Source organism: Pseudomonas bharatica (assembly GCF_048586865.1).
In the GTDB taxonomy this organism is placed as follows: domain Bacteria; phylum Pseudomonadota; class Gammaproteobacteria; order Pseudomonadales; family Pseudomonadaceae; genus Aquipseudomonas; species Aquipseudomonas bharatica.
Genome location: NZ_JBMAWR010000006.1, coordinates 235634 through 255004 on the forward strand (window position 1 = coordinate 235634; position 19371 = coordinate 255004).

Annotated in this window: 11 protein-coding genes; 4 read left to right on the forward strand and 7 right to left on the reverse strand. The window is 64.6% G+C overall.

Going from position 1 to position 19371, the window contains the following annotated elements:
* Positions 1-135: 135 nt before the first annotated feature.
* From selO to betI, 6 genes are all read right to left on the reverse strand, one after another.
* On the reverse strand, positions 136-1596 hold the full coding sequence (selO, locus tag ACKLLE_RS10415; protein WP_420057860.1) for a protein adenylyltransferase SelO: 1461 nt from the start codon (positions 1594-1596) through the stop codon (positions 136-138).
* Positions 1597-1608: 12 nt separating this feature from the next.
* Positions 1609-4926 carry a mechanosensitive channel MscK gene (gene mscK, locus ACKLLE_RS10420; protein ID WP_009396888.1) on the reverse strand — a complete coding sequence of 1106 codons (3318 nt, stop codon included), beginning with the start codon at positions 4924-4926 and terminating at the stop codon, positions 1609-1611.
* 38 nt (positions 4927-4964) lie between these two features.
* Positions 4965-6707 (reverse strand): potassium/proton antiporter, encoded by a 1743-nt coding sequence (locus ACKLLE_RS10425; RefSeq protein ID WP_009396890.1) that lies wholly within the window; start codon positions 6705-6707, stop codon positions 4965-4967.
* Positions 6708-6982: 275 nt separating this feature from the next.
* Positions 6983-8683, reverse strand: coding sequence for a choline dehydrogenase (gene betA / locus ACKLLE_RS10430; RefSeq protein ID WP_064301209.1), 1701 nt, complete (start codon positions 8681-8683; stop codon positions 6983-6985).
* Between the two features lie 83 nt (positions 8684-8766).
* Entirely contained in the window at positions 8767-10239 is a 1473-nt protein-coding gene (gene betB / locus ACKLLE_RS10435) for a betaine-aldehyde dehydrogenase (RefSeq protein ID WP_064301210.1), read from the reverse strand.
* A 29-nt stretch (positions 10240-10268) separates the two neighbouring features.
* Positions 10269-10934: a transcriptional regulator BetI gene (gene betI, locus ACKLLE_RS10440; protein WP_009396897.1), complete on the reverse strand. Its 666-nt coding sequence runs from the start codon at positions 10932-10934 to the stop codon at positions 10269-10271.
* A gap of 483 nt (positions 10935-11417) precedes the next feature.
* Here betI and ACKLLE_RS10445 point away from each other — a divergent pair, with 483 nt between their 5' ends.
* Entirely contained in the window at positions 11418-13364 is a 1947-nt protein-coding gene (locus ACKLLE_RS10445) for a BCCT family transporter (protein WP_240500589.1), read from the forward strand.
* A 143-nt stretch (positions 13365-13507) separates the two neighbouring features.
* Here the strand turns inward: ACKLLE_RS10445 and ACKLLE_RS10450 are convergent, their stop codons facing one another.
* Positions 13508-14830, reverse strand: coding sequence for a CapA family protein (locus tag ACKLLE_RS10450; protein ID WP_420057861.1), 1323 nt, complete (start codon positions 14828-14830; stop codon positions 13508-13510).
* 252 nt (positions 14831-15082) lie between these two features.
* On the opposite strand from ACKLLE_RS10450, the gene ACKLLE_RS10455 reads away from it, so the two are divergent.
* The 3 genes from ACKLLE_RS10455 to ACKLLE_RS10465 all read left to right on the forward strand — a co-directional run bounded on the left by ACKLLE_RS10455 (position 15083) and on the right by ACKLLE_RS10465 (position 19335).
* Complete coding sequence (locus ACKLLE_RS10455) at positions 15083-16945, forward strand: DUF1302 domain-containing protein (protein WP_420057862.1); 1863 nt, start codon at positions 15083-15085, stop codon at positions 16943-16945.
* 24 nt (positions 16946-16969) lie between these two features.
* Complete coding sequence (locus tag ACKLLE_RS10460) at positions 16970-18331, forward strand: DUF1329 domain-containing protein (RefSeq protein WP_064301215.1); 1362 nt, start codon at positions 16970-16972, stop codon at positions 18329-18331.
* A gap of 83 nt (positions 18332-18414) precedes the next feature.
* Positions 18415-19335, forward strand: coding sequence for a LysR substrate-binding domain-containing protein (locus ACKLLE_RS10465; protein ID WP_009396902.1), 921 nt, complete (start codon positions 18415-18417; stop codon positions 19333-19335).
* Positions 19336-19371: the final 36 nt, after the last annotated feature.

A 19371-nucleotide genomic window follows, 5' to 3' on the forward strand; every position in this document is an offset into this window, starting at 1 on the left:
ACTGTGCCGGTCTAGGAGAAAGCCGCAGTACCCAAGGCTGACTCGATACCCTGTGGGAGCGGGTTTACCCGCGATTACGATGGTGGATTCACTACAGCAATCGCGGGTGAACCCGCTCCCACAGGGTCCGCGTGCTCAGGAAGAACAACTGATCTCCAGGTGCTTGCCCCACTCCGGTGGCCGTTCGGCATAGGCTTCCATCCCCGGCTGTTCTTCGAACGGCCGGGCCAGCACCGCATGCAGGCGTCGCACTTCGGAGTAGTCGCCACCCTGTGCCGCTTCGATGGCCCGCTGCGCCAGGTAGTTGCGCAGTACATACAGCGGGTTCACCGCATGCATCCGCTCCCGCCGCCCTTCGGCATTGCCCGGCTCGCGCTGCACCCGTGCCAGATAGTCCTGCGACCAATTGTCGAAGCCCGCCAGATCGACGAAATCACTCCGCACCACCCCCAGCGCCTGGTCCACCGGCTGATCCCCGAGCTTGCGGAAGAACAGGCTGTAGTCCACCGCGCCCGGCTGCATCAGGCTGAGCAGGCGCTGGATCAGCACCTTGTCGCCTTCTTCCGCCGTGGTCAGGCCGAGCCGGCGGCGCATCAGGTCGAGGTAGTGGGCTTCATACAGCGGCAGGAACAACCCCAGCGCCTCCTGCAAGGCCTCGACACTGATGAACGGCGTCAGCGCCTGGGCCAGGGCGCTGAGGTTCCAGTGGGCGATCGGCACCTGGTTGCTGTAGCTGTAGCGCCCCTGGTCGTCGGAGTGGTTGCAGATGAACCCGGCATCGAAATCATCGAGGAAGGCAAACGGCCCGAAGTCGAAGGTGATGCCAAGGATCGACATGTTGTCGGTGTTCATCACCCCATGGCAGAACCCATAGGCCTGCCATTTGCCGATCAGTTCGGCATTGCGCTCGACGATGCTGCGGAACATGGCCAGGTAGGGCTCGTCCGCCGTCTTGCACTCCGGGTAGTGCAGGTCCAATACATGCTCGGCGAGCTGGCGCTGCTGCTCCGGCTGGCGGGTGTAGTAGAAGTATTCGAAATGGCCGAAACGGATATGGCTCGGTGCCAGGCGCAGGAGCATGGCCGCGCTTTCCTTGGTTTCGCGCCACACCGGCGTGTTCGAGCCGATCACGCACAGCGCGCGGCTGCTGGGGATGCCCAAGGCATGCAGGGCTTCGGAGGCGAGGAATTCACGGATCGACGAGCGCAACACCGCGCGGCCATCACCCATGCGCGAGTAGGGCGTCTGGCCCGCGCCCTTGAGGTGCAGGTCCCAGTGCTGGCCGGCGTCATTGCGCACTTCGCCCAGCAGCAAGCCGCGGCCGTCGCCCAGCCGTGGGTTGTACGAGCCGAACTGATGCCCGGAGTACACCATGGCCCGGGGATCGGCCTCGGACCAGAGCTTGTGCCCGCCAAACAGCTCGGCGAACACCGGCGAGTGCGCTTCGGTGGGCTCGAGGTCGAGCAGGGTCATGGCCGCCTCGCTGACCACCACCAGCCGCGGATCGTCGATCGGCTCCGGCAGCACCTGGGTGGAAAACGCATCGCCCAGGCGGGCGAAGCGGTTGTCGAAGGTCAGTTCGTCGAGGCCTTTCACGAGGCGACTCCTTTACGGCTTGGACGTATCGTCGGGTTTTGGCTGCTCGACCGGCTGCTCCATCGGGATCAGCTGTTTCTTGTTGCCCGAGGTGTCCATCAGGAACACCTCCACCTGGCGCACGGAAATCTTGATGTTGTGGGCTTTGAACTCGCGGTTGATATAGCGGTTCAGTTCGTCCAGCGTCGGGTTGCGGTCGCCAAGGTCGCGCACGTGCATGCGCAGTTCGTGGTCCAGCGAGCTTTCGCCGAAATTCAGGAAGTACACGATCGGCTCCGGGTCCTTGAGCACCCGCGGGTTTTCCCGGGCCCCCTTGAGCAGCAGGTCGCGCACCAGATCGAGGTCCGAGCCGTAGTCGATGCCGAGCTTGAGCGTAACCCGGGTGACCGTGTCGGTCAGCGACCAGTTGATCAACTGGCCGGTGATGAAGGTCTTGTTCGGGACGATGATGTCCTTGCGGTCGAAGTCGGTGATGGTGGTGGCGCGGATGCGGATCTTGCTCACCGTGCCGGACAGGTTGCCGATGGTGATGGTGTCGCCGATACGCACCGGGCGCTCGAACAGGATCATGATGCCGGAGATGAAGTTGGCGAAGATTTCCTGCATGCCGAAGCCCAGGCCTACCGACAGCGCCGCCACCAGCCATTGCAACTTGTCCCAGCTGACCCCGAGCGTCGACAGCGTGGAGACGAAGCCGACGCCGACGATCACGTAGGAGAGCAGGGTGGTGGTGGCGTAGGCGCTGCCCTGGGCCAGGTCCAGTTTCGACAGCACCAGCACTTCCAGCAGGCCCGGCAGGTTGCGCGCCAGGGCCAGGGTGATGCCGACGATGACCAGCGCGCCGAGCAGGTCGCCGAGGCTGATCGGCACCATGCTCGCGGTGGCACCGGTGCCGCTGGTGTATTCGTACAGGGTGAAGTTGTTGAGGTAGGAGAACACGCTGATCAGGTCGGACCAGACCCAGTACAGGGCGACCAGGAAGCCACCGAGCAAGGCCAGGCGGATCAGGCGCAGGGACTGCTGGTTGACCTGCTCGATGTCCAGGGTCGGCTCTTCCACCGGCACTTCGCCGTCCAGCCCTTCCTTGGCCGCCTGGCGCTTGGCCAGGGCGCGCTGGTAGGCCAGGCGCCGCGCCGCCACGGACAGGCCGCGGACGAAGGTGGCCTCGATCACCAGCCAGAACATCAGCAGGTAGAGGGTGTCGATCAGCCGGTCGGTGAGTTTCAGCGCGGTGTAGTAGTAGCCGAAGCACACGGCGACGAACAGGGCGATGGGCAGGGCGGTGAAGGCCACGCCCACGGCCTTGCGGAACAGCGAGGTGTTGCGATGGGTCGGGCTGCTCAGCAGCAGGCGGCTGAGCAGCCAGGCCATCAGGGCGTAGCAGGTCAGCACCACGCCGATGCCGAGCACGTCGTCGGCCAGCGCCGATGGCTGGTGTTCGGCCACCGCGACCACGCCGACCAGTGCCAGCACCACCGCGCCCAGGCGACGGATCCAGCGCCTGAGGAATTCGACCTGGGGTTTCTGCCAGCGGAAATGCAGCTCGGCCACCCCGCCCGGGGCCAGGACCCGGTACGCGGTGTAGAACACCAGCCAGGCCTGGGCGATTTCCCACAGCGCAGCGCCGAGATTGGCGTTCTGGCCCCGCGCATCGATCTGCAGGGCGTAGCTGCACAGGGCCAGGAGCAGGGCCAGCGGCAGGGCCAGGAGGATGTTGATCAGGATCGCCTGGGGCGTGTGCCACTGGCTGTCGCGCTTGAAGTGGCCGACATCGCCATGGACCTTGCGCAGTTGTTCGTAGAGGTAGTTACGGCGCCACAGCAGGCCGCCGATCATCAGCAGCAGCGGCAGGAACAGCAACGGCCGTTCCAGCAGGCCGTCGGCCAGTTCGGCGATGCCCGAACCCCAGGGCAGGCTGGTGACCTGTTTCTGGAAGCGCTCGGGCAGGGTACGCAGCCATTCGACGTCCAGCGGTTTGTTGCTGGGGATCCAGAACATCTGTTCGTCGAGGGTGGCGCGCAGGTTCAGGGCGGTGCTGACCAACTGCTTCTGGTTCAGTTGCAGGGTAATGGACTCGTTGAGCACCGCGCTCAGCTCGCGGTTCAGGCGCTCCAGCAGGTCGACCCGGGTGATCGCCACTTCCAGCAGGGCCTTGCGCAGTTCCGGGGTGACCTGGTCGGCGGTCTGGTTTTCCAGAAGCTTGTCGACGTACTGGCTCGGGCTGCTGATCTGCTCGCGCTGCTGGTTGACCTCGAACTGGTACAGGCGGATGTCGGCGATCTGGTCGGCCAGGTCGCGGTCGAGCTTGAGGTGCGGCAGCGCCTGCTTCTGCTTGTAGAGGATCTTCGACAGCAGCAGGCTGCCCTTGAGCACGTTGATCTGCTCGTCCAGGGCCTGGTCGGCCTGGGTCAGGCTGTCCAGTTGCTGCTTGGCCTTGAGGTTCTGCTGGGTGACTTCGTTGAGGCGGTCGGTGCTGCGCAGCAGGTAGTCGGAGAGCTTGAGGTTGGTCGCGCTTTCCGTGGCGAGCAGGGTGCTGCCGCCGGCCTTTTGCGCTTCGAGGGACTGTTCGGTGACCGTCTTCTGCGACTGGGCCAGGCGCTTTTCATTGATGAGGGTCTGCAGGTCCTGGATTTCCTGCTCCAGGCGCGCGGCGCGCTCCATCAGCAGGTCATGCTGGGCGTTGCCGAGGTCTTGCAGCAGGCTGTTGCCGGCCAGTTCCTGGCGGCGCAGCAGGGTCAGGGCGTTGAGCGAGGCCAGTTCGGCGTTGAGCTGGTTGCGCTGGTCGGCCGACAGGTTCTTGCCGCCGTCCTTGCCCTGCTTGAGGGTACTGTTGATCTGCTGGCTGCGGGTCTGGTTGAGGCTGATCTCGGACTGGGCGCGCTCGGGCCGGGTCTGGGAGTTGATGATCAGGCTGTTGGCTTCGGACAGGGATTTCTGCAGCTCGCCCTGTTCGGTGGTGCGCTCGGAGAGCAGTTGCTCAAGTTGCGGCACCGTCTGGTTGGCATAGCGCTGGGCTACCGGCACTGGCTTGGTGGCGGACAGGCGGGCCAGTTCGCGCTGGCTCTCGGTGGTCAGCCTGGGCGCGTCGGCGAGCTGTTGCTTGAGTGCGGCCAGGCGCTTGCTGTAGTCGTCGCGGCTGGCGAGGAAGGCGAGGGTCTGCTCCAGCACCTGTTGCAGCGCCTTCTGATCGGCTTCCGGCAGCTTGCGGTCGGCGATCTTGTCCAGGCTTTGCTGGACGCTCTCGGTGCTGGGTGGCTCCGCGGCAAAGGCGGAGGTGAACGACAGGCACAGCCCGAGAAGGGCCGCGCCGATAACAGTGCGCAGTGACATAGGCAGAAAATTCGTACAGCCGGACTGGAAATTGGAGTTTAGAGGAACAGACCCGGGCCGGGGCGGCTTCCTTCGGGGAATTTGATCCCCACTTTCTGGATCTTGTTCCCGTCCATGAGGGCAACGGTCCAGGTGGTGTTGTTCCACTCGATCTGGTCACCGATCACCGGTGCACCGCCAACCTTCTGCTGGATGAAGCGTGCCAGCGGCATATGCGGGTCCTGGCCGTCGAGCTGCAGGCCGTACAATGCGGCCACGGCCCCCAGTTCTGCGTCGCCTTCGAGCACGAAGTCGCCGAAGAAACGCAGGTCCAGGCCGCGTTGCGGCGCCTGGCTGAACAGCTTGCCGAGGGCCGGCAGGTCGTGTTCGTGGCCGATCACGCAGAGCAAGTCGCCGACTTCCAGCACCGTACTACCCGACGGATGGAGCAGTTGCTGGCCGCGGAACAGTGCGGCGATCCGGGTGCCTTCCGGCATCTTCAGCTCGCGCAGGGCGGCACCGATGCACCACTTCTCCGCGCCGAGGCGGTAGACGAACAGCTCCCACTCGCTGGTGATGTGGACTTCCAGGGCGGAACGGGAGATCGGCGCCGGATCCGGTGGCACGGTCACTTTAAGCAGGCGCGCGACCCACGGCAGGCTGGTGCCCTGCACCAGCAGCGAGACCAGCACGATGAAGAACGCCAGGTTGAAGTACAGCTGGGCCTGGGGCAGGCCGGCCATCAGCGGGAACACGGCGAGAATGATCGGTACCGCCCCGCGCAGGCCGACCCACGAAATAAAGGCCTTTTCCCGGCCATGGAAGGCCTTGAACGGCAGCAGGCCGGCAACCACCGACAGCGGCCGGGCGATCAGGATCATCCACAGCGCCAGGGCCAGGGCCGGCAGGGCGATCGGCAGCAGGTCGTGCGGGGTGACCAGCAGGCCGAGGACCAGGAACATGCCGATCTGCGCCAGCCAGGCCATGCCGTCGAGCATGTGCAGGATGCCGTGGCGGCTGCGGATCGGGCGGTTGCCCAGCACCAGGCCGAACAGGTAGACGGCGAGGAAGCCGCTGCCGTGCAGGGCGTTGGTCAGGGCGAAAACCACCAGGCCACCGGCGATCACCAGGATTGGATAGAGCCCCCCGGCCAGGTTCATGCGGTTGACCAGTTGCAGCATCAGCCAGCCGCCGCCGAGGCCGAGCACGCCGCCGATGCCGAACTCGCGCACCAGGTGCCACAGCAGGCTCCAGTGCAGGCCGGTCTGGCCGCTGGCGATCATGTCGATCAGGGTCACGGTGAGGAACACCGCCATCGGGTCGTTGCTGCCGGATTCGATTTCCAGGCTGGCGGTGACCCGCTCGTTCAGGCCCTTGCCGCCGAGCAAGGAGAACACTGCGGCGGCGTCGGTGGAGCCGACGATGGCGCCGATCAGCAGGCCCTGCATCAGGTTCAGGTCGAACAGCCAGGCGGCGGCCATGCCGGTCAGGCCCGTGGTGATGAGCACGCCCACCGTCGCCAGCGACAGCGCCGGCCACAGCGCCACGCGGAAACTCGCGACCCGTGTGCGCAGGCCGCCGTCGAGCAGGATCACGGCGAGGGCGAGGTTGCCGACCAGGTAGGCGACCGGATAGTTGTTGAAGATGATGCCGCCGCCATCGACCCCGGCGACCATGCCGACCGCGAGGATGATGACGAGGATCGGGATGCCCAGGCGTGAGGACAGGGAGCTGACCAGAATACTTGCACCCACCAGCAATGCGCCGATAAGGAACAGGCTGTTGATGGTGCTCGCATCCAAAGGCAGTACTCCGGGGGACATCGCGGGAAAAAGAGGACCTGGCTTGATAAGCAGGTCGCGTGCCAACCGATTCTAACCTGATGAATTGGCGGGCTGTAAAGCGTTTCCGCAGATGTACAAAAGGCACCGTTGAAGGTGCCTTCGGGTGTTGCCTGGTATCAGGTTCACCACCGACCCTGTGGGAGCGGGTTCACCCGCGATTGCGGTGGTGAATTCACCGACGTCATCGCGGGTCAACCCGCTCCCACAGTGGCCAGTGAAGCCCGAGAGTGCGATTAGGCCTGCTTCACTTCACGCAGGGCCTTGCCTTTGACCGGCGCGCCGTTCGCCACATAGTACTTGGCGGTACTGCGCGGCAGCGGCTGGCGATTGCGGATCTTGTCGGCGATTTTCTCGGCGATCATGATCGTGGTCGCATTGAGGTTGCCGGTGATGATGATCGGCATGATCGACGCATCGACCACCCGCAGGCCTTCCATGCCGTGCACCCGGCCCTGGCCATCGACCACCGCCATGTCATCCTCGCCCATCTTGCACGAGCAGGACGGGTGGAACGCGGTTTCGGCGTGCTCGCGGATGAACTTGTCCAGCTCTTCGTCCGTCTGCACGTGCTCACCCGGGCTGATCTCGCGGCCGCGGTAGGCGTCCAGCGCCGGCTGGGCCATGATTTCGCGGGTCAGGCGGATGCCGTCCCGGAACTCCTGCCAGTCCTGCTCGGTGGCCATGTAGTTGAACAGGATGCTCGGGTGCTGGCGCGGGTCGCGGGATTTCAGCTTGATGCGGCCGCGGCTCGGCGAACGCATTGAGCCCATGTGCGCCTGGAAGCCATGCTCCTTCACGCCATTGGAGCCGTTGTAGTTAATCGCGACCGGCAGGAAGTGGTACTGGATGTTCGGCCATTCGAATTCCGGACGGGTACGGATGAAGCCGCCAGCCTCAAACTGGTTGCTGGCGCCGATACCGGTGCCGTTGAACAGCCATTCGGCACCGATGGCCGGCTGGTTCCACCACAGCAGCGACGGGTACAGCGACACCGGCTGGGTGCAGGCGTATTGCAGGTACAGCTCCAGGTGGTCCTGGAGGTTTTCGCCGACGCCCGGCAGTTCGTGCACTACCGGGATGTCCAGGCTCTCCAGCAGTTCGCGCGGGCCTACACCGGAACGTTGCAGCAGTTGCGGCGAAGCGATGGCGCCGCTGCAGACGATGACTTCCTTGCGCGCGCGGGCTTCCACGCGTTCTTCGCTGGAGCCGACCAGGTAGGTCACGCCCACGGCGCGCTTGCCTTCGAACAGCACGCGGTCGGTCAGGGCGTGGGTGACGATGGTCAGGGTCGGGCGCTTCTTGGCAGGGTCCAGGTAGCCGCGGGCAGTGCTGGAACGGCGGCCGTTCTTGGTGACGCTGCGGTCCATCGGACCGAAGCCTTCCTGTTGATAGCCGTTGAGGTCTTCGGTGCGCGGATAACCAGCCTGCACGCCGGCTTCGACCATGGCGTGGAACAGCGGGTTGTTGCCGGCTTTCGGCGTTGCCACGCTGACCGGACCGTCGCCGCCGTGGTAGTCGTTGGGGCCGATGTCACGGGTTTCCGCCTTGCGGAAATACGGCAGGCAGTCGAGGTAGGTCCAGTCTTCCAGGCCTGGCAGTTTTGCCCAGCCATCGAAGTCCATGGCGTTGCCACGGATGTAGCACATGCCGTTGATCAGCGAGGAGCCACCGAGGCCCTTGCCGCGACCGCATTCCATGCGGCGGCCGTTCATGTGCGGCTCCGGATCGGTCTCGTAGGCCCAGTTGTAGCGGCGGCCCTGCAGCGGGAAGGCCAGGGCGGCGGGCATCTGCGTACGGAAGTCGGCGCGGTAGTCCGGGCCGCCGGCTTCCAGCAGCAGGACGGTAACGCCCGGGTCTTCGGTCAGGCGCGCAGCCAGGGTGTTACCGGCCGAGCCGGCACCGACGATGATGTAGTCGAAAATATGGGCGGACATGTTCTGTTCCCTCTTGAGCAAGCGGGTGGGAAAGCGGGGAGGCGCCCGGTCGGCAGGGACCGGGCGCGGCTACGAAGCTCGGCTTAGAAGACCGAGTTGTAGTTGCCCAGCTCGACCTGGACCGACTTGATGCGGGTGTACTGGGCCAGCGAGCTGACACCGTTTTCGCGACCGACGCCGGATTGCTTGTAGCCACCGACCGGCATTTCCGCCGGCGATTCGCCCCAGGCGTTGATCCAGCAGATACCGGCTTCCAGCTGGTGGATGATGCGGTGCGCGCGGCTGATGTCGTTGGTGCAGACGCCGGCGGCCAGGCCGTATTCGGTGTCGTTGGCGCGGCGGATCACTTCTTCTTCGGTTTCGTAGCTGAGGATGCTCATCACCGGGCCGAAGATCTCTTCCTTGACGATGGTCATGTCGTCGCGGCAGTCGGTGAATACGGTCGGCGCAACGAATGCGCCCTTGGCGAACTCACCCTCGGTCAGGCGCTCGCCGCCGCACAGGACGCGGGCACCTTCTTCCTTGCCCTTGGCGATGTACGACAGGACGCTTTCCATGTGCGGGAAGCTGACCAGCGGGCCGAAGTTGGTGTTTTCGTCTTCCGGGTTGCCAACGCGGATGCGCGCGACGCGTTCGACGATCTTCGCTTCGAAAGCGGCCTTCATCGATGCTGGAACGAATACGCGGGTGCCGTTGGTGCAGACCTGACCGGAGCTGTAGAAGTTGGCCATCATCGCGATGTCGGCGGCACGATCGAGGTCGGCGTCGTCGCAGATGATCAGCGGCGACTTGCCGCCCAGTTCCATGGTCACTTCCTTCAGCGACGAGCTGGAGGCGCTGGCCATGACCTTCTTGCCGGTGGTGGTGCCGCCGGTGAAGGAAACCTTCTCGATGCGCGGGTGCTCGGTCAGCCAGGTGCCGACTTCGCGGCCGCTGCCGGTCAGGACGTTGAATACGCCGTCCGGCAGGCCGGCTTCGGTGTAGATTTCGGCCAGTTTCAGGGTGGTCAGCGAGGTGACTTCGCTCGGCTTGAAGATCATCGCGTTGCCGGCGGCCAGGGCCGGGGCGGATTTCCACAGGGCGATCTGGATCGGGTAGTTCCACGCGCCGATACCGACGGTGACGCCCAGCGGCTCGCGGCGGGTGTAGACGAACGAGGAGTCGCGCAGCGGAATCTGCTCGCCTTCGATGGCCGGGATCAGGCCAGCGTAGTACTCCAGCACGTCGGCGCCGGTGACGATGTCGACGTAGCGGGTTTCCGAGTAGGACTTGCCGGTGTCCAGGGTTTCCAGGGCGGCCAGCTCGTCGTTGCGCTCGCGCAGGATGTCGACGGCGCGGCGCAGGATGCGCGAACGCTGCATGGCGGTCATCGCGGCCCAGACTTTCTGGCCGCGCTCGGCGCTTTCCACGGCGCGCTCGACGTCGGCCTGGGTGGCGCGTTGCACGTGGGCGAGGACTTCGCCGTTGGCCGGGTTGATGGCTTCGAAGGTGGCATCGCTGCCAGCGTCGACATAACCACCGTCAATGTAGAGTTTTTGCGTTTCGAAACGGGCCATAGTGTCCTCGCAAGTGCAATGTGATTTGGCTAGCCGGCGATAGCTCCCGATTTCGTGCGGGGCGCTGTGCGCGGGGTTTCAGAGGCCTGGTTCTGGGTGTCCGGGCTCGTCTGTTTCGCCAGTTGTAGATCCATGTATTCGTAAGCGATCTGCTGCGCCTGGTGGGTATCGAAGCTGTCTCCCGACAGCGCCCCGCGCAGCCACAAACCGTCGATCAAGGCTGCCAGGCCGCGGGCCGCGCTGCGTGCTTCGGGCAGCGGCAGAACCCGGCGGAACTGGCAGCACAGGTTGGAATACAGGCGGTGATCGTTGATCCGCTGCAACCTGTGCAAGGACGGCTGGTGCATGCTGGTGGCCCAGAAGGCCAGCCAGGTTTTCATTGCCGGGCCGTTGACCTGGCTGGCGTCGAAGTTGCCTTCGATGATCACCTGCAGGTGGGCGCGCGGGCTGTTGTCCGTAAGTGCCTGGCGACGGGCGGCGACGCCCTCGCTCAATACCGTCATCAAGTGCTGCATGGTCGCTGCGATCAGGCCGTTCTTGTCCCGAAAGTAGTGACTGATGATGCCATTCGACACACCGGCCAAACGGGCGATCAGCGCAATGCTGGCATCACCCATGCCGGCCTGGTCGATAGCCGTCAACGTGGCATCGATCAACTGCTGGCGGCGAATGGGTTGCATACCGACCTTGGGCATCTGGCAAATCTCCTCAGGCCTGCGAGCAGACGACAGGCGGCTGACTCGGCGAAGGCCAGTCTATTTTGTTTTGATTGAACGTTCAATCAACAAAGAATAAGCTCTGCGACAATTCGTACCATTGACAGGGTTTAGGGCCGGTCAGAAGTTGCGAATTGGCACCCCCGAAAAGACGTGTACCCCCGCAAAACAAGGTGTTTCACGCGCACAGACGCACCGTTGGACCGCTTCGCCCCAGGCCGAGCAAGCCAGGAGGCACAACCCTCGAGCCGGGGTTTTGCAGCGGGTTTCCAGCGCATTCGTATTGGGATCACGGTTTTTCAAGGTGCTTTTATATCACCTGCGGCGATGGGGCTATTGCACCAATTGCCCGGGTGACGGGTCGTTGTCCCTTTTTCCTACGCACCGCCTTGGAGCATCCGTGCAATGAGTTCTGCCTCCCTGATCAAGACCCCCGCCGAGAGGGTCCGGGTCAACAGCGTGGTGTTTTTCACCTCGACGCTGCTGATCCTTTGCTTGACCGCCTTGCTTATCGCTGCCCCGGAAACCGCCGGTAGCGTGCTCGGCCAGGCCCAGGCCTGGTTGTCGCGCAGCTTTGGCTGGTACTACATGCTGGTGATCGGCGGTTACCTGCTGTTCGTCATCGCCATCGCCTTTTCCCGCTACGGCAAGCTCAAGCTCGGCGGCAAGGACGACAAGCCGGACTTCAGCTACGGCGCCTGGGCCGGCATGCTGTTTTCCTCGGGCATCGGTATCTCGCTGCTGTACTTCGGCGCCTCCGAACCGCTGGACCATTACTTCAATCCGCCTGAAGGCGCGCCGGCCAGCCTGCAATCGGCCCGCGAAGGCCTGCAGCTGACCTTCCTGCACTGGGGCCTGCATGGCTGGGCGATCTACGCCCTGGTCGGCCTGGCCGTGGCTTACTTCGCCTACCGCCACAACCAGCCGCTGGCCCTGCGCTCGGCGCTTTACCCGCTGCTGGGCGAGCGCTGGGTCAAGGGTGCCGCCGGCCACACGGTGGACATCTTCGGCATGTTCGTGACCCTGCTGGGCCTGGTGACCAACCTCGGTATCGGTTCGATGCAGGTGTCCTCCGGGCTGGAATACCTGTTCGGGATGGAGCACAACAACACCAACCTGCTGATCGTGATCCTGGTGATGAGCACCGTGGCCACCATCGCCGCGGTATCCGGTGTGGAAAACGGCATTCGCCGCCTGTCCAACCTGAACATCATCCTGTTCAGCGGCCTGCTGCTGTTCGTTCTGCTCAACGGCCCGACCCTGCACCTGCTCAACGGCTTCGTGCAGAACATCGGTGACTACCTCAACGGCGTGGTCCTCAAGACCTTCGACCTCTATGTCTACGAAGGCGACGGCGCCAAGTCCGAGCGCTGGCTGGGCCTGTGGACCGTGTTCTATTGGGCCTGGTGGATCTCCTGGGGCCCGTTCGTCGGCATGTTCATTGCGCGGATTTCCCGCGGCCGCACCGTCAGCGAGCTGGTCGCCGGCGTGCTCCTGATTCCGCTGGGCTTCACCCTGGCCTGGCTGTCGATCTTCGGTAACACCGCGCTGGACCTGGTAATCAACCAGGGCGCCGTGGAACTCGGCCGCACGGCTCTGGAACAGCCGTCGATGTCGATCTACCAACTGCTGGAGCACTTCCCGGCGGCGAAGATCGTCGTGGGCGTGGCAGTCTTCGTCGGCTTCGTGCTGTTCCTCACCCCGGCCGACTCGGGCGCGGTGATGATGGCCAACCTCTCGTGCAAAGGCGGCAGCGTCGATGAAGACGCACCGCACTGGTTGCGCATCCTGTGGTCCGCGATCATCACCCTGGTCACCATCGGCCTGCTGTTCGCCGGCAACTTCGAAGCCATGCAGACCATGGTGGTGCTGGCCGGCCTGCCGTTCTCGGTGGTGCTGGTGGTGTTCATGGTCGGCCTGTACAAGGCGATGAAGCAGGACAGCCAGATCGAGCAGGAGCAGGCCGAGCTGGCCGCCCGCGGCCGGCGTGGTTTCAGCGAGCGCCTGAGCCAGCTGGACCTGCAACCGACCCAGTCGATCGTCCAGCGCTTCATGGACAAGCAGGTCAGCCCGGCGCTCAGGGAAGCCGCCGAGCAGCTCAAGGCCATGGGCCTGGACGTGCAGACCCGCCTCGGTCAATCGCGCTCGGCCATGGGCCTGCGCATCGAGATGGAAGAAGGCAATCCGTTCGTCTATGAAGTCAGCCTGGACGGCTACCTGGCCGCGCCGAGCGAGGCGCCGGTGGAAGGTGAAAGCGAAGTGCGCCAGCGCTTCTACCGCGCCGAGGTCTACCTGCACAACGGCAGCCAGGAATACGACCTGATGGGCTTCACCCCGGACCAGATCACCCGGGATGTGCTGGATCAGTTCGAGAGCCACCGGCAGTTGTTGGGGCGGGTGTATAGCTGAACAAGGAAGGCCCTGTCGTAATGACAGGGCCTTTTTTCAGCCGCGCCGCAGACCCTGTGGGAGCGGGTTCACCCGCGATTGCGTCAGTGAATTCACTATCGCAATCGCGGGTAAACCCGCTCCCACAGGGTCTGCGGCGCTCTTTAGATTTGTACTCGAGCGATGTCTCCCTGAATCTCCAGGCGGGTTTCATAGCCACGGGACAACGCCGCAAACCGCTCCAGGATCCCCCGCGCCTGCTCCCCCTGCGCCAGCCGCGGCCGTCCCCGGCGGTGGATCGCCTCGCCGAGCCCCAGGCTCACCGGATGCAACTCGATCCCGGTCAGCGTCCGCCCTTCGAACGTACACACCGGCACCACCGTCTCCCAGAACCGCGCATCCGACGGAAAACTCCGGCTGTCATTCCGCGTGCGCTGGAGAAACACCTTCGACGGCGTCTGCTGCCGATCCACCCGGAACTGGTCATAACTGTCCACCGGCAAGCGCTCCACCAGCTCGTTCTGCCCGATGAAATTGCCCAGGCTGTAGAAGATCGGCTTGCCCTGGTACAGCTCCATGCCCCGCAGCAGATGCGGGCCGTGCCCGACCACGATGTCCACGCCGGCATCGATCAGCCGGCGCGCCACCGGCTGGATGAATTCCGCCGGGGTTTCCAGGTCCCATTCGCCTTGTTCGTTGTAGCCCAGCTCATGGGCGTGCAGGCTGACCATGACGATATCCGAGGTCAGCCGCGCTTCCTCGACCCAGCGCAGGATGCCGTCCACATCCTTTTTCCGCGCCAGCGTGCGAAGGCGGGTGCGTGCGCCTTCGCGGAACAGCAGCGGGGTGAACGGGCCGAAGACCTGCAGCGACGGATCCGGCAGGGGATGGGCAAAACCCAGGTCCACCGCGCCTTGGTAGAGCTTGTCCAGGCCCAGGTCGGCGACCAGCCGGCGCACCTGTTCCATCTGCTCGGTGCTCACCTCGTGCAGGGTTTCGTAGCCCAGCGGGTTGAGGCCTGGTCGCCCGGGCATGTCGCGGCTCTGGTCGCTGGCTTCCTGGCCCTTGCCGTAGGTGGAACTGCACGCCAGCAAGGCCACGGTGCCGGCTGGCCTGGTGCAGTACACCGGGCGTCGCGCCTCTTCGAGGTTGCGCCCGGTCCCGGCGAACAGCAACTCGCGCTTGTGCAACTGCTCGTGGGCCGCGTGCAACCCGCTGATGCCGTAGTCGAGGCTGTGGTTGTTGGCGGTGGAAAACAGGTCGAAGCCGCCCTCGACCAGTTCGTCCAACACCCAGGCCGGCGCACCGAAATGCGAGCCGCCGCTTTCCAGCGCCGGGTCGCCGGCGAAGTCGTTGGGCAGCACTTCCAGGTTGGTGAAGCTGACGTCGGCCGCGCGGATCAGGTCGAACAGCGGGCTCAGGGTCTGGTCGGCATGGCTGTGCAGGCGGCGCTGCAGGATGCTGTCGCCGGTCAGGGCAATCTTCATGGGGAAATCTCGATGGGGAACGAACCTGCCGACTCTAGGCCAGGCCCTGCGCTGCTCCGTACTGAATCCTCTGCATCCCCATAGCCTGCGGTTATCGATGCCGGATCACCCGCGCATTTGGCTATGGGCATCACTTTTTTTCAGAGGTCGCGGGTGTGACTCGCTGCTTACCATGCATCCCGCCCGGCGCCAGGCAGTGCGGCGTCCGGAGGATGGCTTTCACATGAACAGCAGTTCAAGGCGCAGAGCACCATGAAAAGAACAACAGACACCATCGCCGGCATCCGGCCCCGTGCAGTGCCCTTGGCCGTCAGCCTGGCACTCGGCGCCGCAAGCGCCCAGGCCGCCACGTTCAACATCGGGGAAATCGAGGGTCGTTTCGATTCGACCCTGTCCATCGGCGCCAGTTGGGCCATGGCCAATCCAGACCGCGCCTTCATCGGCAGCCGCAACGGCGGCAGCGCTTCCACCCAGACCTCGGACGACGGCCGGCTGAATTTCAAGAAGGGCGAAACCTTCTCGAAGATCTTCAAGGGCATCCACGACCTGGAACTCAAGTACGGCGACAGCGGCGTGTTCCTGCGCGGCAAGTACTGGTACGACTTCGAGCTCAAGGACGAACACCGCCCGCTGTACGATATCGACGACAGCCACACCGACAACGCTGCCAAGTCCTCGGGCGTGCAGTTGCTGGATGCCTTCGTCTACCACAACTACAGCATCGGCGACCTGCCCGGCACGGCCCGGGCCGGCCGCCAGGTGGTGAGTTGGGGCGAAAGCACGTTCATCCAGAACGGCATCAACAGCATCAATCCGGTGGACGTCTCGGCGCTGCGCCGCCCGGGCTCCGAGGTCAAGGAAGCGCTGATTCCGGTGAGCATGCTGTATTTCAACCAGGGCCTGACCGATGGCCTGTCGATCGAGGCCTTCTATCAGTTGAAGTGGGAGAAGAGCGTCGCCGACAACTGCGGCACCTTCTTCAGCAGCGATGTGGCGGCCAAGGGCTGCGATATCAACATGGCGATCAATGGCAGCGACTTCGATCGCGATATCGATGGGACGGGTGTGCTCGGCGGCTACGGCTACGTGCCGCGCCTGTCCGACAAGGATGCGCGCGATGGTGGTCAGTTCGGCGTGGCCCTGCGCTGGATGGTGCCGGAGCTGAACGACACCGAGTTCGGCTTCTACGCCATGAACTACCACAGCCGCACCCCGACCAGCACCTGGACCGTCGGGCGCGGTGCGCTGGCCGATCCGGTAGGCGGGCTGGCCGGGCGCGGCGGTGCCAGCACTGCGCGCTATTACCTGGAATACCCGGAAGACATCCGCCTTTACGGCCTGAGCTTCAGCACCACGCTGGGCGCCACGGCGGTGGCCGGGGAAATCAGCTACCGGCCGAACATGCCGATGTCGCTCAACGCCAGCGACGTATCGGCGGCCGCGACCCTCGGCGCAGCGGCCACCAACCCGCTGGTCAACGCCGGCCTGCCGATCTTCGACAGCGGCTTCGCCAGTTCCGTCTATGGTTCGCAGATCAACGGCTACGTGCGCAAGCCGTTCACCCAGGCCCAGGTGACCTTCACCCGCACTATCGACCAGTTGACCTTCATCGGCGCCGACCGCCTGACCCTGGTCGGCGAGATCGGCTACAGCCATATCGCCGATCTCGGCCCCACCGATGGTTCCGACCTGCGTTTCGGCCGCAGCAGCGTCTACGGCAATGGCCAACTGGCCAATGCCGGCACGGCGCCGCTGCTCGGCGGGATCTCCGGCAATGCCCTGTGCACGCGCACGGCCAACCCGGTCAACCCCGACCAATGCACCAGCAAGGGCTTCTACACCGCCAACTCCTGGGGCTACCGCCTGCGCGCCGGTCTGGAATATGCCGACCTGATCGGTGGCGTGGTGCTGCGCCCGAACCTGTCCTTCGCCCATGACGTCGAGGGCTTCGGCCCGACCTTCAACGAAGGCGACAAGTCGGTCAGCGTCGGCCTCGATGCCGAGTACCTGACCCGCTACAACCTGAGCGTCAGTTACACCGACTACTTCGGCGGCGACTTCAACACCAATACCGACCGCGATTTCCTCGCCGTCAGCCTCGGCGTCAGCTTCTGACGCCCCCTGTTTCTGGAGCACAGCATGAATCGCAAAGCGTTGATCCGCAGCAGTTGCCTGGCCCTGGGCCTGCTGGCCAGCCAGGTGATGGCCGCAGTGTCCGAGCAGGATGCCGCGCGCCTGGGCAAGGACCTCACGCCCATCGGGGCCGAGAAGGCCGGCAATGCCGACGGCAGCATCCCGGCCTGGAGCGGCGGCCTGCCCGCCAGCACCGGCGCGGTGGATGCCGGCGGTTTTGTCCCCGACCCCTATGCCAATGAAAAACCGCTGTTCGTTATCACCGCGCAGAATGCCGCGCAGTACCAGGCGCGCCTGACACCGGGCCAGTTGGCGATGCTCAAGCGCTTCCCCGACACCTACCGCATCCCGGTGTACACCACGCACCGCAGCGTCACCTTGCCGCCGAAGGTGTTCGAGGCGGTGCGCGCCAATGCCACCCGTACCACCCTGGCCGAGGGCGGCAACGGTTTGAAGGACTTCAACATGGCGATCCCGTTCCCGATCCCGCAGAACGGCCTGGAGGTGATCTGGAACCACATCACCCGCTACCGCGGTGTGTCGATCCTGCGCAATACCGCGCAGATGAACCCGCAGGACAACGGTGCCTACACCGTCAGCATGATGAAGGAACAGTTCGCCTTCCCCTTCGGCCTGACGGACTACGACCCGCAGAAGATGCAGAACATCCTGTTCTACTTCCGCCAGGAGGTGCTTTCGCCGCCGCGCCGGGCGGGCAGCGTGATGCTGGTCCTGGAGACCCTCGACCAGGTCGCCGAGCCGCGCATGGCCTGGATGTACAACGCCGGCCAGCGTCGCGTGCGGCGTGCCCCGCAGGTCGGCTACGACAGCCCCGGCGCCGAAGGCATGCGCACCTACGACGACTTCGACATGTTCAACGGCGCGCCGGACCGCTATGACTGGCAACTGGTGGGCAAGAAGGAAATCTACATTCCCTACAACAGCTACGCCCTCGACTCGCCGAAGCTCAAGTACGACGACATCATCCGCCCGGGCCACCTGAACCCCGACCACACCCGCTACGAGCTGCACCGGGTCTGGCATGTGGTTGCCACCCTCAAGCCCGGCAGCCGGCATATCTACAGCAAGCGCGACCTGTATATCGACGAGGACAGTTGGCAGATTGCCGAGGCGGACGCCTATGACGGCCGTGGCAACCTGTGGCGGGTTTCCGAAGGGCATGCGCGGTTCTTCTATGACCAGCAGTTCCCCTGGCTGACCGCCGAAACCCACTACGACGTGCTCAGCGGGCGCTACACGGTGTCGGGGCTGCGGAACGAGGAGAAGAAGGGCAGCTACGACTTTTCGCAGAACGCGTCGAGCAAGGACTTCACCCCGAACGCGCTGCGCGCTACAGGGATTCGCTAAGGCGACCGGTGATCGCGGCGGGGCTTGGCTTTGCGCCGCGAACGCTGTTGTATGGCGCCTTTTTCCGTTGTTGGTGAATGCCTATGAAGTTGCATCAACTGCGTGCCATCGTCGCCATTTGCGAAAGTGGCAGCATCCAGGAGGCCTCGCGCCTGCTGCATATTTCCCAGCCGGCCCTGTCCAAGAGCATCAAGGAACTGGAGTCGGAGCTCGGCGTACCGCTGCTGGTGCGCTCCAACCGCGGTATTACCGCCACGTCCTATGGCGAGCACCTGGTGCGCCGCGCGCGCCTGGTGGTGGAGGAAGTGCGCCGTGCCCGGGACGAGATCGAGACCCTCAAGGGCACCATGGACGGCCAGGTGACCATCGGCGTGTCGCCGGTGACGCCCAGCCAGCAATTCGCTGCCTGCATCCTCAGCTACCGCAAGCGCTACCCGAAGGTGCAGTTGCAGATCCATGAGCTGCGTCCGGCCAAGCTCCTCGAAGGGCTGCGCGAGGGCCTGCTTGACCTGGCCCTGACGTCGCACCCGCCGTCGCGCAGTGTCGAGGGCTTCGAGTGGCACGAGCTGTATGCCCAGCCCACCACCCTGGCTGTACGCAAGGGGCATCCGTTATCGAAGGCCAGGTCGCTGGCCGAGCTGCTGGATCTGGAATGGCTGCTACCCGATACCCTGGAAAGCTCGCTGGCCGGGCGCATGTTCGAGGAGTGCGGGGTGACCCCGCCGCAGCGCATCCTGGTGTGCGCTTCGGTGGTGCTTTACGCCGAGCTGGCGGCCACCACCGATGCCGTCAGTTCCTGGTCGCGGCGGGTGTTCGACCTGCCGGTGGTCTCGGGCAACCTCGACATGCTGTCGATCGCCGAACGGGTGCCGGGCACCGACATTTCCCTGGTGTGCCGCCCGCCGGAACTGATGACCCGGGAAACCCAGATGATGGTCGATGACATCCTCTACGCCTTCAAGCACCCGAGCACCCTGCGCTCGCCCCTCGATAACCAACCCTGATAAGCATGCCGATAGATGATTATCCGTCGCCCGGCG

What these genes read in the sequence shown, in the direction of transcription:
- mscK (WP_009396888.1), bottom strand. Translation starts at nt 4,926, where the DNA reads ATGTCACTGCGCACTGTTATCGGCGCGGCCCTTCTCGGGCTGTGCCTG.
- betA (WP_064301209.1), bottom strand. Translation starts at nt 8,683, where the DNA reads ATGTCCGCCCATATTTTCGACTACATCATCGTCGGTGCCGGCTCGGCC.
- betB (WP_064301210.1), bottom strand. Translation starts at nt 10,239, where the DNA reads ATGGCCCGTTTCGAAACGCAAAAACTCTACATTGACGGTGGTTATGTC.
- betI (WP_009396897.1), bottom strand. Translation starts at nt 10,934, where the DNA reads ATGCCCAAGGTCGGTATGCAACCCATTCGCCGCCAGCAGTTGATCGAT.
- ACKLLE_RS10450 (WP_420057861.1), bottom strand. Translation starts at nt 14,830, where the DNA reads ATGAAGATTGCCCTGACCGGCGACAGCATCCTGCAGCGCCGCCTGCAC.
- ACKLLE_RS10455 (WP_420057862.1), top strand. Translation starts at nt 15,083, where the DNA reads ATGAAAAGAACAACAGACACCATCGCCGGCATCCGGCCCCGTGCAGTG.
- ACKLLE_RS10460 (WP_064301215.1), top strand. Translation starts at nt 16,970, where the DNA reads ATGAATCGCAAAGCGTTGATCCGCAGCAGTTGCCTGGCCCTGGGCCTG.
- ACKLLE_RS10465 (WP_009396902.1), top strand. Translation starts at nt 18,415, where the DNA reads ATGAAGTTGCATCAACTGCGTGCCATCGTCGCCATTTGCGAAAGTGGC.